We start from the raw sequence: 14,661 nt of genomic DNA, 5'->3' as shown, positions 1-14,661 counted from the left end.
ATGTACTCAGTCAAATGTGGGAGCTGGCTTGCCTGCGATGGCGACAGCCCAGACACCCCATAACCCCAGACAAAAAAATGCCCCGGCCTTGCGACCGGGGCATTTTCCTATCCAGCTACAACCTTAGTGATTGACCGCCCCACTCGCCCCCAGGCCAGTCTGCGAACGCACAAACTGCGGGAAGTACAGTGCACGCTCCTTCTCTGCCGCCGCCGACTTGTCGGTGATGGAGAAGAACCAGATGCCGATGAACGCAATGACCATCGAGAACAGCGCCGGGTACTCATAAGGGAAGATGGCTTTTTCATGGTGCAGGATCGAGACCCAGATGGTCGGACCGAGGATCATCAGGCCAACGGCACTGACCAGGCCCAACCAGCCGCCAATCATCGCGCCACGGGTGGTGAGGTTTTTCCAGTACATGGAAAGCAGCAACACCGGGAAGTTACAGCTGGCGGCAATGGAGAACGCCAGGCCAACCATGAACGCGATGTTCTGGCTTTCGAACAGGATACCCAGACCGATCGCCAATACACCCAAGGCCACGGTGGTGATCTTCGACACGCGAATCTCGTCTTTCTCGTTGGCCTTGCCTTTCTTGATCACGCTGGCGTACAGGTCATGGGACACCGCCGACGCACCGGCCAGGGTCAGGCCGGCAACCACCGCGAGGATGGTCGCGAACGCCACCGCCGAGATGAAGCCCAGGAAGATACTGCCACCCACCGCGTTGGCCAGGTGCACCGCCGCCATGTTGTTGCCACCGAGCAAGGCGCCTGCTGCATCCTTGAACGCCGGGTTGGTGCTGACCAGCAGGATCGCGCCGAAGCCGATGATGAAGGTCAGGATATAGAAGTAGCCAATGAAACCAGTGGCGTACAGCACGCTCTTACGCGCTTCCTTGGCGTCGCTTACGGTGAAGAAGCGCATCAGGATGTGCGGCAGGCCGGCGGTACCGAACATCAGTGCCAAGCCAAGGGAGAATGCCGAGATCGGGTCTTTCACCAAGCCGCCAGGACTCATGATCGCTTCACCTTTCGGGTGAACCTTGATCGCCTCGGAGAACAGCACGTTGAAATCGAAGTTGACGTGCTTCATCACCATCAGCGCCATGAACGAGGCACCGGACAGCAGCAGCACTGCCTTGATGATCTGCACCCAGGTGGTCGCCAGCATGCCGCCGAACAGCACGTACATGCACATCAGGATGCCCACCAGGATCACCGCAACGTGGTAGTCCAGGCCGAACAGCAGTTGGATCAGCTTGCCCGCACCCACCATCTGCGCGATCAGGTAGAACGCCACCACCACCAGCGAGCCACAGGCCGACAGGCTGCGGATCTGGGTTTGCCCGAGGCGGTAGGACGCCACGTCGGCAAAGGTGTACTTGCCCAGGTTACGCAGGCGCTCGGCGATCAGGAACAGAATGATCGGCCAGCCCACCAGGAAACCGATCGAGTAGATCAGGCCATCGTAGCCGGAGGTGAACACCAGCGCGGAAATCCCCAGGAAGGACGCCGCCGACATGTAGTCACCGGCAATCGCCAGGCCATTCTGGAAACCGGTGATCTTGCCGCCGGCCGCATAGTAGTCGGCCGCCGATTTGTTGCGCTTGGACGCCCAGTAGGTGATGCACAGGGTGGCGCCGACAAACGCGACAAACATCACGATGGCCGACACGTTCAGGGGTTGCTTGTGCACTTCACCGGTCAATGCGTCCGCAGCCCAGAGGGCCGGAGCAAACAGCGAAGCGACGAATACTGCCAGTAGACGCCCGATCATTGCGCAGCCTCCTTGAGAATCGCATTGTTCAGGTCGTCGAATTCGCCATTGGCGCGGCGCACGTAGATGCCGGTCAGGACGAAGGCAGACACAATCAGCCCGACGCCCAGGGGAATACCCCAGGTAATCGAGGAACCGGGGCTGATCTTGGCCCCCAGCACTTGTGGCCCGTAGGCGATCAACAGGATGAAAGCGGAGTAAAGCCCGAGCATGATCGCCGAGAGAATCCAGGCGAATCGTTCCCTTTTTCTCACCAGCTCCTTGAAACGCGGGCTGTTTTGAATCGAGAGGTAAATGCTGTCGTTCATTGTTTTTATCCTCGCAGCACAGCTTTTTTATTATTTTGGAACGTATCCACTGTATGCGGCTGCCGTAGAGGTTCCAGACGACCTTAGTCTTAGATCGAGTGTAGCGAGGGATTGCGTGAACGCTGGAGGATTTGCAAAGGGTCAAATAAGTGTGGGAGCGGGCTTGCCCGCGAAGGCGGCGTGTCAGTACCGAATCGATCGGCTGACACACTGCAATCGCGGGCAAGCCCGCTCCCACATTAGGTTGGCGGCGTGCTTGTTGCTACAGGCGAAGGGTTATTTAGCGGTCCACTCGGCAACACGCTCAGGGTGCTTGGCTACCCAATCCTTGGCTGCTGCATCGGGCTTGGCGCCCTCTTGGATTGCCAGCATGACTTCGCCGATCTCATCCTTGGAGGCCCACTGGAATTTCTTCAGGAAGGCCGCGACTTCCGGCGCTTTCGCCTCCAGGCCCTTGCTGCCGATGCTGTTGACGGTCTCGGCAGCGCCATAAACGCCTTTTGGATCTTCCAGGAAGCGCAGTTTCCACTTGGCAAACATCCAATGTGGCACCCAACCAGTGACCGCAATGGATTCCTGCTTGTCTTCGGCGCGGGTCAGTTCGGCGATCATCGCTGCGCCCGAGCTGGCTTGCAGTTTGTAATCGAGGCCGTACTGCTTGATGGCTTCGTCGGTTTTGAGCATCACGCCTGAACCGGCGTCGATGCCGACGATCTTGTTCTTGAAGGTGGTGTCGGTCTTGAGGTCTTCGATGGACTTGGCTTTCACATACTCCGGCACGATCAGGCCGATTTTTGCATCCTTGAAGTTGGGGCCGTAGTCGACCACCTTGTCCTTGTTCTTGGCCCAGTACTCACCGTGGGTCACTGGCAGCCAGGCGGAGAGCATGGCGTCGAGTTTGCCGGTAGCCACACCCTGCCACATGATCCCGGTGGCGACCGCTTGCAGTTTCACGTCATAACCGAGCTTGGCCTTGATCACCTCTGCCGCCACGTGGGTGGTGGCAACGCTGTCGGACCAGCCGTCCACGTAACCGATGCTCAGGGTTTTGCTGTCGGCGCTGGCCAGTGTGGAGCTCATCGCAACTACCAGAGTGGCAGCTGCGCCCAAGAGTCGTCGCATCTTCATCGTACTTCCCCGAAAGTGCTGCGCCCGGCGGATGCCGAGCGACGTCAACCTGTTGTTATGTGGTGCGCCGCGCTCCCATCACGCGCATCGATCCGGCTGCTGCGGCGTCAGTGGAGTGCTGACACCTCGATCATCAACCCGTCGGGACTTGGAACCTGCTCTGTCAGCGACCTTACCCAAGCAAGAAACGACATCACAACGCCAGCAGGAGGCTTTGTAGGAAATGACGTCAAAATTCCGCCCGAACTTTGCATGTCAAAATCATGCGGCCCCACTGGGACCGGCCAAATCCGGGTAAGATGCGCGCCTTTGCTCTCCCAGATAAGCCGACCATGCCTGCGACTGCCCGCTTCCCTGCCCTACCCTACTTCTTCGCCTTGATCCTCGGCCTGCTGGCCCTGATCGGTTACTGGTATGGCCTCGGCCGTCCCGTGGTGCTGCCGGATGTGGCCAGCGCCAGCCACAAGATGCAATGCGCGTCCTATACGCCGTTCGACAAGGACCAATCACCGTTCGACCAGCCGTTCAAGCTGCGCCCCGAACGCATGGACGCGGACCTCGCCTTGCTGGCCACCCGTTTTGAATGCATCCGCACCTACTCCATGACCGGCCTGGAAGCCCTGCCAGAGATGGCGCGCAAGCATGGCTTGAAGGTCATGGCGGGCGCCTGGGTCAGCAGTGATCCCGTCGCGACCGAAAAGGAAATCAACGAACTGATCGCCTCGGCCAACGCCAACCCTGATGTCGTCACCGCGGTGATCGTTGGCAACGAGGCGCTGTTGCGCAAGGAAGTCACCGCCAAGCAGTTGGTGGCGCTGATCCACACCGTCAAAAGCCAGATCAAGCAGCCGGTGACCTACGCCGATGTGTGGGAATTCTGGCTGCAACACCCGCAAATCGCCCCGGCAGTGGACTTCCTCACCATTCACCTGTTGCCCTATTGGGAAGATGATCCGTCCGGCATCGACCAGGCGCTCAAGCACGTCGGCGATGTGCGCCAGACCTTTGGCAACAAATTCGCGCCCAAGGATGTGCTGATCGGCGAAACCGGCTGGCCCAGCGAAGGCCGCCAGCGTGAAACCGCGGTGCCGAGCCGGGTCAACGAGGCCAAATTCATGCGCGGTTTTGTAGCCATGGCCGAGGCCAATGGCTGGCACTACAACCTGATCGAAGCGTTTGACCAGCCGTGGAAACGCGCCAGTGAAGGTGCCGTAGGTGGCTATTGGGGCCTGTTCGATGCAGACCGCCAGGACAAGGGCATCCTCGCCGGGCCGGTGACCAACGTGCCGTACTGGCCGCTGTGGCTGGGCGTGGGCGGGCTGATCCTGCTGGGCACATTGGCACTGGGTGGCCGCGTGCGCAGCGCGCGTGCCGCGCTTGCCCTGCCGCTGCTGGGCGCGGTGGCGGCCTGCTCCATCGGGACGTGGGCCGAACTCACCCGCGTCACTGCACGCTTTGGTGATGAATGGGTGTGGGCCGGCTTGCTGGTGCTGCTGAACCTGCTGGTACTGGCCCACGCCGCCCTGGCCTTGAGTGCCCGGGACGGTTGGCGTGAACGGGCGTTCAACTGGCTGGAGCAACGTGCGGGCTGGCTAGTGGCGATTGCCGGTTTTGCGGGGGCCGTGATGATGCTGGCGTTGGTGTTTGACCCGCGTTATCGCAGCTTCCCAAGTGCGGCGCTGGTGTTGCCGGCGTTGGTTTACCTGCTGCGTCCGGTCACTGGTCCGCGCCGGGAGATCGCCTTGCTGGCCTTCATCATCGGCGCCGGCGTTGCGCCGCAGTTGTACCGTGAGGGGCTGATGAACCAGCAGGCTTGGGGCTGGGCACTGGTCAGCGTGTTGATGGTAGGGGCATTGTGGCGCTGCTTGCGGGTACGCAAGGCTTAAGACCGCTATCGCAGCGATGCGGCGACCCGACAAGCCAGCTCCCACAGTTGACCGAGTACATCTTTTGGAATGTGCTCAAGCGTGGGAGCTGGCTTGCCTGCGATGGGACCCTATCAGGCAACCCGAGGCTTCCTGACCAACCGCAACCCCGCAATCACCAGCGCAAACACCGCAAACGTGGTGTTGTACAACGCCAGCGCCGGCAATCCGAACACCATCCCCAGCAACGCCAGCCACCAGCCCACGCGACCCGGCACAAAAAATGCGACGAGCGACGCCACCAACGCCACCCAGCCCAGCACCTTGAAGTGGATCATCAAGCCCAGGTTCGAACGCAACTGGCACTCCCAGCGCCCGGCTTCGTCGGCGCAGATCCCCACCCAGCTGCCATCCTCCATAAAACCGTAGCGCGCGCCATAACTGGCGGCCAGCCATAGCGGCAGGGCAATAAGCAGCAGGATCAGCGGCAAACGACGGGACATGGGGGCACTCCGATAGGCAAAAACGGCGCTCAGCTTAATGCTCCGGCAGCCGTTAGCAAGGCGCATACACACAATTTGTGTCCATCAACGCGTGGCAAAGTGTATCGTCTGGCAACTATTACCCCGATTCCGACGTTATTTACCGACATTTCGTGCCGAGTGATGGCACTTCGGCGACAACGCGGTGGTCATAGCCTGCGAACTTCATTAAGCACGTTTCCTCTTAGGGATTTAGTCATGCTCCGTTCCTTGCGCTGTGCCGCCCTCTTGGGCAGCCTTTTTCTGAGTGCGTCAGCACTGGCGGTCGATATTGACCAAGCCAGCTATGGCTACCCTTTGACCAACCCGTTTGAAGCGACCATCGCCACTACCCCGCCCGACCTTCGGCCAAAACTGCCGAGCGACGACGAGATCAACCAGTCCGACTACACCCTGACGATGCGTCCCGAGCGCGAATTCAGCCTGCCCGACAACTTCTGGCCGGTAAAGAAGCTCACCTACCGCATCGCCAAGCAGGACCGCGCCGCACCGCTGATCTTCCTGATCGCCGGCACGGGTGCGCGGTTTGACAGCAGCATCAACGAATACCTGAAAAAACTGTATTACCAAGCCGGCTACCATGTGGTGCAGCTGTCGTCGCCGACCAGCTTCGACTTCATCAGCGCCGCCTCGCGCTTCGCCACCCCGGGGATCACCCAGGAAGACGCCGAAGACATGTACCGCGTGATGCAAGCCGTGCGTGCGCAAAACGCCTCCTTGCCGGTGACCGACTTCTACCTCACCGGCTACAGCCTCGGCGGCCTGGACGCGGCGTTCGTGGCCAAACTGGACGAGACCCGTCGCAGCTTCAACTTCAAGAAAGTCCTGTTGCTGAACCCGCCGGTCAACCTCTACACCTCGATCACCAACCTCGACAAGCTGGTACAGACCGAGGTGAAGGGCATCAACAACACCACCACCTTTTATGAATTGGTGCTGAGCAAGCTGACCCGTTACTTCCAGCAAAAGGGCTATATCGACCTCAACGACGCCCTGCTCTACGACTTCCAGCAATCCAAGCAGCACCTGACCAACGAACAGATGGCCATGCTGATCGGCACCTCGTTCCGCTTCTCGGCGGCCGATATTGCCTTTACCTCGGACCTGATCAACCGCCGCGGCCTGATCATCCCGCCGAAGTACCCGATCACCGAAGGCACCAGCCTCACGCCGTTCCTCAAGCGTGCGCTGCAATGCGACTTCGACTGCTACCTCACCGAACAAGTGATCCCGATGTGGCGCGCGCGCTCTGACGGCGGCAGCCTGCTGCAACTGGTTGACCAGGTCAGCCTGTACGCCCTCAAGGACTACCTGCACAACAGCAAGAAAATCGCGGTCATGCACAACGCCGACGACGTGATCCTCGGCCCTGGCGACCTGGGTTTCCTGCGTAAAACCTTCGGCGATCGCTTGACCGTCTACCCGCTGGGCGGCCACTGCGGCAACCTCAATTACCGCGTCAACGCCGACGCCATGCTGGAGTTCTTCCGTGGCTAAATATCTTCTGCTGCTCGCCGCCTTGATGTGTGCGGGCGTGGCCAATGCCGACAACAGCAAGGCCCATGAACCAACCAAGGTCGACGCCGATGGCTTCAAGGAGCCACTGTCCAAGCTCAAGTTCAACCCCGGTATGGACCAGCGTGAGTTCGAACGCTCGTCGCTGACCGCACTCAACGTCTACGACCCGCTGGAGGCCTGGAACCGTCGCGTGTACCACTTCAACTACCGCTTCGACCAATGGGTGTTCCTGCCCGTGGTCAACGGCTACACCTACGTGACCCCAAGCTTCCTGCGCACCGGCGTGAGCAACTTCTTCAACAACCTGGGTGACGTGCCCAACCTGTTGAACAGCCTGCTGCAACTCAAGGGCCATCGCTCCCTGGAAACCAGCGGGCGCCTGCTGCTCAACACCACCATCGGCATCGCCGGCCTGTGGGACCCGGCTACCGCCATGGGCCTGCCGCGCCAGAGCGAAGACTTCGGCCAGACCCTGGGTTTCTACGGCGTACCCGGCGGCGCGTACTTGGTTCTGCCGGTCTTCGGCCCGTCGAACCTGCGTGACACCACCGGCCTGATCGTCGACTACAGCGCCGAAAGCCAGATCAATTTCCTCAACGTGTCCGAAGTCAGCTCCAACCACCCGGAAATCTGGGCACTGCGCGCGGTAGACAAGCGCTACCAGACCAGCTTCCGCTATGGGCAGATGAACTCACCGTTCGAATATGAAAAGGTGCGCTACATCTATACAGAATCACGCAAGTTGCAGATCGCCGAGTAACCCGCCACAAAAAAGGCCATTCGAAAGAATGGCCTTTTTTTATGCCGCGACGATCAAGCCTTCACGGTGTTCCAAAGCTTGCCCAGCACACTGACCACCGCCAGCACCACCGCCCCCGCGACAATCCCCGCCAGGCCATTGAGCAATACCGGCACCAACCACGCCACCCCACCCGCGCCCAGGCTGACGGTCTCGATCCAGTGATGCACCACCGGCACGCCATGGGTAAGGATGCCGCCGCCGACCAGGAACATCGCCGCCGTACCGATCACCGACAAGCTCTTCATCATGTATGGCGCCGCCCGCAGGATCGCGCCGCCGATGCTGCGCGCTGCTTGGCCTGGCTTTTGAGCGAGCCACAGGCCCAGGTCATCGAGCTTGACGATGCCGGCCACCAAGCCGTAAACCCCAATGGTCATGACGATGGCAATGCCCGACAGCACGATCACCTGCTGCATCAGCGGCGCGTCCGCCACGGTACCAAGGGTGATGGCGATGATTTCGGCGGAGAGGATAAAGTCGGTGCGGATCGCGCCTTTGATCTTGTCCTTTTCGAACGCCACCAGATCGGTCGCCGGGTCCGCCACGGCTTCGACCAATTGCGCGTGCTCGGCCTGGTCTTGCGCCTTGCTGTGCAGGAATTTATGCGCGAGCTTCTCGAAGCCTTCAAAGCACAGGTAGGCGCCTCCGAGCATCAGCAGCGGCGTGACCGCCCACGGCGCGAACGCACTGATCAATAGCGCCGCGGGCACCAGGATCAGCTTGTTGACGAACGACCCTTTCGCCACCGCCCACACCACGGGAATTTCCCGCTCGGCGCGCACACCGCTGACCTGCTGGGCGTTGAGCGCCAAGTCATCGCCGAGCACGCCGGCGGTTTTCTTGGCGGCCATTTTGGTCATCAACGCAACGTCATCGAGCACAGCGGCAATGTCGTCGATCAGTACCAGTAAGCTGCTGCCTGCCATGTTCCATTCCTCGGAAAAGTTTTGCCGAGGATAGGTGGCCGACAGGGTTATGGATAGTGGTACGGCGTCAACGCGGTACGGTCGATGTTTTGATTCAACCGTTGCAAGGCAGCGTCCAATGGGCACAACACCCCCACCGATGCCGTGATGCAGCCCTGAGTGCCGGTCATATCGGCATGCAGCGGCGGCTGGGCCCTTGTCAGCGGCGTCAACTGGCGAATCTGCTCCAAGGACTGGGCCTCGAACGCGACCCGCAGGAAGTAGCGTCCGCTGGAGAGCTGCTTGTAGCGTTCGAATTGCAGGCTGCCCACCGGCGGGATATTGCCCTCCAGGTAGTCGCCCAGGCTCCAGCGAAACCCGAGCAGCGTGCGCAGGTAGGAAATGTTGGTGTCATGGGCCACCAGCAGGGTGAAGCGCGTGTCGGGCGGCATCCCCAGAGGGTCGTCCTTGGCCTGGGGCGTGCCTTGTCCGAGCGCCAGGGCAATCTGGTTCATCAGCTGCGAGCCGCCACGGCTGGCGATATAAGGGCTGTCATTGATGAAGTCGTATTTGGCCTTGGTCAATGCCGTCAACTGGGACACTTGCCGCGCGCTGCGCCCGTGGCCAAACGCGACCTGGTCCAGCGGCAGGCCTTCGCTGTACTCCAGGCGGAATGTCTCGCCCAGGTTGGCCTGCGTGCCCAGGCCCTTGATCGCCAGCCGCCCATCTTCGTCCTGGGTCAATTGCCAGGGTTCCTCGGCGTAGCTGCATGGGGCGGAGCCCGCGCAGATCACGTTGCGCAGTTGTTGTTCCGCGTCCCGGTAGCGGGCCTGTGCGCTGGCGACGCTGCCGCCCATGCGGGCGAGCACGCTGTCTTCGGCGCGTTGCGCGTCCAGGCGGGCAAAGGGCATTTTGTCGGCCTGGAACAATGCATCCTTGTCGCCCTGCACCACGCTAGGCTGCAGGCCACAGCCCGGAAACAACCCGTCGAGCAGCGCCAAGGCCGTAGCCTGGGTGCGCTGCAACGGGCTGGCGCGCACAAACACTTGCCCGGACGCCGGACAACCATCGGGCAACAGGCCGGCGGAGCGCAAAACCTGGCCGCGATAGCGGCCCATTTCCACCGCCGCCGCGTAACCGTGACCGGTCAAATGCCCATCCGGCACCGACCAACGGGGTTGCGCGCGGCCGGTGACCTTGGCCAGTTTCGCGCTGTCGGTGGGTGGACGCACGCCGTGACGGCTGACCTGCACCACCTTGTCCAGCACAAAGTCATCGGCGGGTGCCGCGTGGACCTGGAGTGAAATCAGGCTGGCCAGGACCAGCGGGGTGAATCTTACGAAGCAAGTGAACATAACGGTGTCCTGTGTCGGGTCTACGGATGGCCATCCCCGCCCGGAGCGAGCGGGAATGGCCGCGCCGGGTCAGGGATAGCGGTAGGCCGTCAGCGCCGAGCGGTCGATGGCACGCCCCGTGCGCTCGACGAACTGCGCCATCGGACACAGGGTGCCGACCGAGGTGTGCCGGCAGCCCGGCTGATCGAAATCGGCCTGCAACGGTGGATGCTCCGGACTCAGGCGCTGCAAGGCACGTATCTGATCCATGCCCTGGGTGATGAACCGCGTGCGTACAAAGCGCTCGCCGGTCTGAGTGTCGCGGTAGCGCTCGAAGGCCAGGGTGCCGGTGGGCGGGATATTGCCTGGCTGGTACTCGCCCAACTGCCAGGTAAACCCGAGCATCGTACGCAAGTGCGAGATATTCGTGTCGTGAGCCACCAGCATCAGCAGGCGCGCCGCCGGTGGGTTGCCCAGCGGATCGTTTTTCTCCATCGGCGTGCCCTGCTCCAGGGCCAGCACAATCTGGTTCATCAACTGCGAGCCGCCACGGCTGGCAATGTACGGCGTGTCATTGATGAAGTCATATTTGGCCCGGTGCAGGCGCCCCAGTGCCGAGACTTGCGCGGCATCGCGGGCATGGCCGAAGGCGACATCGGCCAGGGGCATGCCTTCGCTGTATTGCAGGCGAATGGTCTCGGCCATCGACGACGCCTTGTCCAGCCCCTTGATCTTGAACCGGCCGCCATCGCCCTCCTTCAACGCCCACGGCGTGTCGAAAAACGGACACGCCTTGCCCACTTCGCACACCGCGTTCTTCAGGCGCTCCAGGTCCGGGCGCAAGCGCTCCTGGGCGGCTTGCAGGTTACCGCCCAGGGCTTGCAGGATCTGCGCCTTGGCCATGGCCGGATCGAGTTTGGCGAACGGCATTTCGTCGGTCTGGAACAACGGGTCCGGCTGGGTGCGCGCCAGGGCTTTTTCGCCACAGCCAGGAAACATGCCATCAAGCAGCGCCGCCGCGGTAGAGCGCGTGCGTTGCTTGGGGCTGGCCACCGCGACCAGGCTGCCAGGCTGCGGACAGCCACTGGCCAACAGCCCGGCCTCCCGGTAATACGCCGCCTGCCAGGCGCCCATGTAACTGGCAGCCAGGTAGCCATGGCCTGTCAGCTCACCGTCCTGCACCAGCCAGGGGGTCCAGGCACGGCCGGTGGCCTTGACCAATTTGTCGGTATCGGTAGGCGAACGCACGCCATGGCGGCTGACCTGCACGGCTTTTTCCAGCACATAGTGGTCGGTTTCGGACGCTTGGAGGCCGGTACACAGGGTCAGCGCAGCCAACGCCAGGCCCGTACGATTGAGTAGGGTCATGTTCAGGTTCCTTGGATCAGAATTCGTAGGAGAAGCCCACGCGGTAGCGGGCCTGGCGCTGGTCAGTGTTCTTGTCGACATACACGTCGGCCACTTCCAGGTACGGAGTCAGGCGTTTGGTCAGTTTGTATTCGAATAACACCTTGTTGCTGTAGTTCTTGCGCGTGCCGTCGAACACAATCTGGTTGCTGTAAATCTGCTTACGCCCGACACCGACCGACAACAGGCCGAATTTATACTTGGCGCCCAGCTCGACCGCGTTGTCGTGCTTATCGGCCTTGCCCTCTTCGTCGTAGCGCGTGAGCTTGTGGTAATAGCCCGGCGTAATGGAGAACCGGTCGGTGATGGCATAAGACACTTTCAGCGCCGGCTTGTAGGATTTCTTATCCTTGCCGTCGGCATAGGTGAACTTGGGCTTGACCTTCCAGTGGGCCCCCAACTTGTGGCTGTACTTGACCTTGGCCTTGAGCTCGTCCTTGGTCAGGCGGGAAAACGCCTTGCCCGGCTGGCCGTCGCCGTCGGGAGCCGTGGCCATCACCGCTTCGAAGGAAAACGCCAAGCCATTGTCCAGGGCCTGGGTCAGCATCACCTTGTCCTTATGCTCTCGCTCGACCTCCGAATACTGGTGCTGGTAATCCAGTTCCAGTGCCTGGGTGGTGGTCGAGGCAATGACCAGGCCAATAAACGTATACCGCCTCAACGCTTTCTTATGCTGCCCAGCACTCAATTTCTTCATGTCTTCACCTGTTATTTTTATTGTGGATGGCACCACTGCGTCACTTTTCGAGCGCGCAGCGGTACCGCTTCCGACGACTCGGAACGGTTGAAAAAGGGATGATCAGTCTGTGAGCGGTTTATCGACCAACAGCCGCTGTGTTCGCTTGCGGCGATGGATTTGCCCGGAGAACAACGCGGTCATCAAGACCGAAATCAGCGAGGCACCCAGCCAGAACAACGACAGGGCGTGGAAGTCGTACAGCTTGCCGCCGTCCTGGGCCAGGGTGGTGCCATGCTCGATCAAGACCCCGGTAAGGATCTCCCCGGCGGCCGCACCGGCATAGCTGGCAATGCCGATCATGCCCAGCGCCGCACCGGCTGCGCTTTTGGCGGCGATATCCACGGCCATCAGGCCGCCGAGGAAACACAGCAGCGCGCCCATGGACAGGCCGAACAGCATCATGGCCATTGCATCCAGCCAGTAATGGCCGCCGGGCAGGAACAGGAACAGGCCCAACGAAGCGCTGTTCATCAAGCCGAACAACACCGCCAGGCCATGGCGCCGGCCGCCGAAAAAGCGATCGGAAACCAGCCCGCTCAGGCCCGTGCCGACAATACCGAACACTCCGGTGATAGAGATCAGCGCCGAGGCTGACAACGTGTTGTAGCCCTTGGCGTTTTCCAGGAAAAACACCCCCCAGGAAATCACCGCATAGCGGCCGATATACATCAGGCAGGAGGCCAGGGCGAGCAACCACAGCGCAGGATTTTTCAGCAGTGCCAGTTGTGCGCCCCATTTGCCGATGGTCTTGGACACGGCGTCTTCGCGGCCGCCGTGCACTTCGGCAAAGCCTGCGCTTTGCGGTGAGTCAGCCATGAACAGGTAGATCAGCAATATGCCGAGTACGCCCATGGCAGTGGCGAGGAAATAACCATACTGCCAGCCCCAGGTGACGATCACGGCGGCGACGGCGATGTACGTCAGTGCCTCGCCCAGGCTGTGGGCAATCGACCAGAAACCATAGAACGTGCCGCGGTCCTTGTCGGTATACCAGCGCGACAACGACACCACGCACGGCCCCACGCCCATGGACTGGGCCCAGCCGTTAAGGCCCCAGGCCAGGGTGAGGAGGATCGCATTGGTGGTCAGGCCCATGCAGGCGTTGACCACCGCACTGATCAGCAACCCAAGCATCATGAAGCGCCGCACATTCGCATGGTCGGCCAGGAAACCGTTGACCAGCTTGCCCACCGCATAGGTGAAGAACAGCGCAGAACCGATCATGCCCAATTGGGTGGGAGTGAGGAGGTTCTGCCCCACCAGCGCCGGCTTGGCCACATTGAAGGACAGCCGACACACGTAGAACAGCGCATAGCTCAGCGACATGGACAAAAAGGTCAGCCAGCGCACCCGGCGGAAAAGTCGCCCGTCAGGGTCGACCACCAATGGCAGCGCAGGCGCGGCGTGAAACAAGGACAGCAGGGATTTCATGGCGGACAGTCTCCTATTGTTATTATTCGCTGTACGTTGAAACGCAGAGGGTGAAACGCGCTCAAGCCTCCAGTGACGGGCCGATCAACCCGGCCAGTTGCGGGTACACCTGTGGACTGGCCACCAGCAGCGGGTTGCCGCCGAGCAAGCCATCGCCACGCAGGAAATCGCTGCAACGGCCACCGGCTTCACTCACCAGCACCAGCCCTGCGGCACAATCCCAGCTGTTGATATGGGTTTCGTAGTAGCCCACCAGGCGCCCAGCCGCGACGTAAGCGATCATCAGCGCGCCGGAGCCATTGCGGATAAACATGCCGCCGCCGTTCAGCAGACCGGAGAGAAACGGGATGAAATGCTCGCTGCCGCGCCGATGGGAGGTGCCCACGCCGGTTACGCCGTAGCGGATATCCGCCGCCGCGCTGACCCGGATCGGCGTGTCATTCACATAGGCGCCCAGGCCGCGGCAGGCGTGGAACAGCTCGTTGTGATTGGCATCGGCCACGGCGCCGAGCCAGGGTTGGCCATCCACCAGCAAGCCGATGGACACACACCAGGTATGCAGGCCGTTGACAAAGCAACTGGTGCCGTCGATAGGGTCAACCACCCAGACACAACGTGCCTGCAAATCGGCGGCGCCACCCTCCTCGCCCACAAAGCCATCGTCGGGAAACTGCTCGGCCAGGCGCTCCTTGATAAACACCTCCAACTCGCGGTCGGCGATGCTCACCACATCCTGGGGGACTGAATCCTTGTGTTCGACATCCAACTGCTCGCGCTTGCGGTAATACGCCATGCCACGCTGCGCGGCATCCATCGCCACCTGACGCACCAGCGCGTAGCGCGCCGCCAGGTGATCACGGTCCAGTAACGTCTCTGCTTGCGTCATAAACAAGGCCTTCA

General features: G+C 61.3%; 13 protein-coding genes. 3 read left to right on the top strand and 10 right to left on the bottom strand.

The annotated features are described in order from the left end of the window. Positions 1-123 precede the first annotated feature (123 nt). The 3 genes from PSH81_RS08715 to PSH81_RS08705 all read right to left on the bottom strand — a co-directional run bounded on the left by PSH81_RS08715 (position 124) and on the right by PSH81_RS08705 (position 3,218). Entirely contained in the window at positions 124-1,782 is a 1,659-nt protein-coding gene (locus PSH81_RS08715; protein WP_192298820.1) for a cation acetate symporter, read from the bottom strand. Continuing rightward, the gene (locus PSH81_RS08710) at positions 1,779-2,090 is read right to left on the bottom strand and encodes a DUF485 domain-containing protein (protein ID WP_192298819.1); all 312 of its coding nucleotides are present in this window, start codon (positions 2,088-2,090) and stop codon (positions 1,779-1,781) included. Before PSH81_RS08710 ends, PSH81_RS08715 begins: the two co-directional genes overlap by 4 nt. Positions 2,091-2,366: 276 nt before the next feature. Further along, the gene (locus PSH81_RS08705; RefSeq protein ID WP_192298818.1) at positions 2,367-3,218 is read right to left on the bottom strand and encodes a glycine betaine ABC transporter substrate-binding protein; all 852 of its coding nucleotides are present in this window, start codon (positions 3,216-3,218) and stop codon (positions 2,367-2,369) included. A 332-nt stretch (positions 3,219-3,550) separates the two neighbouring features. On the opposite strand from PSH81_RS08705, the gene PSH81_RS08700 reads away from it, so the two are divergent. Next, positions 3,551-5,104 carry a glycosyl hydrolase family 17 protein gene (locus PSH81_RS08700; RefSeq protein WP_305392334.1) on the top strand — a complete coding sequence of 518 codons (1,554 nt, stop codon included), beginning with the start codon at positions 3,551-3,553 and terminating at the stop codon, positions 5,102-5,104. 113 nt (positions 5,105-5,217) lie between these two features. Here PSH81_RS08700 and PSH81_RS08695 read toward each other — a convergent pair whose 3' ends face one another. Then, positions 5,218-5,586 (bottom strand): hypothetical protein, encoded by a 369-nt coding sequence (locus tag PSH81_RS08695; protein WP_305392333.1) that lies wholly within the window; start codon positions 5,584-5,586, stop codon positions 5,218-5,220. A gap of 237 nt (positions 5,587-5,823) precedes the next feature. Between PSH81_RS08695 and PSH81_RS08690 the strand changes: the two genes are divergently transcribed. Beyond that, the gene (locus PSH81_RS08690; RefSeq protein WP_192298815.1) at positions 5,824-7,122 is read left to right on the top strand and encodes a serine/threonine protein kinase; all 1,299 of its coding nucleotides are present in this window, start codon (positions 5,824-5,826) and stop codon (positions 7,120-7,122) included. Beyond that, the gene (locus PSH81_RS08685) at positions 7,115-7,903 is read left to right on the top strand and encodes a VacJ family lipoprotein (protein WP_192298814.1); all 789 of its coding nucleotides are present in this window, start codon (positions 7,115-7,117) and stop codon (positions 7,901-7,903) included. The genes PSH81_RS08690 and PSH81_RS08685 overlap by 8 nt, the downstream gene beginning before the upstream one ends. A gap of 53 nt (positions 7,904-7,956) precedes the next feature. On the opposite strand, the gene PSH81_RS08680 is transcribed toward PSH81_RS08685, so the two are convergent. The 6 genes from PSH81_RS08680 to PSH81_RS08655 all read right to left on the bottom strand — a co-directional run bounded on the left by PSH81_RS08680 (position 7,957) and on the right by PSH81_RS08655 (position 14,647). Then, the gene (locus PSH81_RS08680; RefSeq protein WP_305392332.1) at positions 7,957-8,871 is read right to left on the bottom strand and encodes a DUF808 domain-containing protein; all 915 of its coding nucleotides are present in this window, start codon (positions 8,869-8,871) and stop codon (positions 7,957-7,959) included. A gap of 47 nt (positions 8,872-8,918) precedes the next feature. Beyond that, positions 8,919-10,205, bottom strand: a complete 1,287-nt coding sequence (locus PSH81_RS08675) for a histidine-type phosphatase (RefSeq protein ID WP_305392331.1) — start codon at positions 10,203-10,205, stop codon at positions 8,919-8,921. 69 nt (positions 10,206-10,274) lie between these two features. Continuing rightward, positions 10,275-11,552, bottom strand: coding sequence for a histidine-type phosphatase (locus PSH81_RS08670; RefSeq protein ID WP_305392330.1), 1,278 nt, complete (start codon positions 11,550-11,552; stop codon positions 10,275-10,277). A gap of 16 nt (positions 11,553-11,568) precedes the next feature. Then, complete coding sequence (locus PSH81_RS08665; RefSeq protein ID WP_192298810.1) at positions 11,569-12,288, bottom strand: oligogalacturonate-specific porin KdgM family protein; 720 nt, start codon at positions 12,286-12,288, stop codon at positions 11,569-11,571. 102 nt (positions 12,289-12,390) lie between these two features. Further along, entirely contained in the window at positions 12,391-13,761 is a 1,371-nt protein-coding gene (locus PSH81_RS08660) for an MFS transporter (protein ID WP_305392329.1), read from the bottom strand. 61 nt (positions 13,762-13,822) lie between these two features. Next, on the bottom strand, positions 13,823-14,647 hold the full coding sequence (locus PSH81_RS08655; protein ID WP_226455434.1) for an inositol monophosphatase: 825 nt from the start codon (positions 14,645-14,647) through the stop codon (positions 13,823-13,825). Positions 14,648-14,661: the final 14 nt, after the last annotated feature.

It is taken from the genome of Pseudomonas sp. FP2335, from assembly GCF_030687535.1.
Lineage (GTDB): Bacteria > Pseudomonadota > Gammaproteobacteria > Pseudomonadales > Pseudomonadaceae > Aquipseudomonas.
Note: the sequence above shows the minus strand (reverse complement) of the source record. Positions and strands in the feature narration are given on the sequence as shown.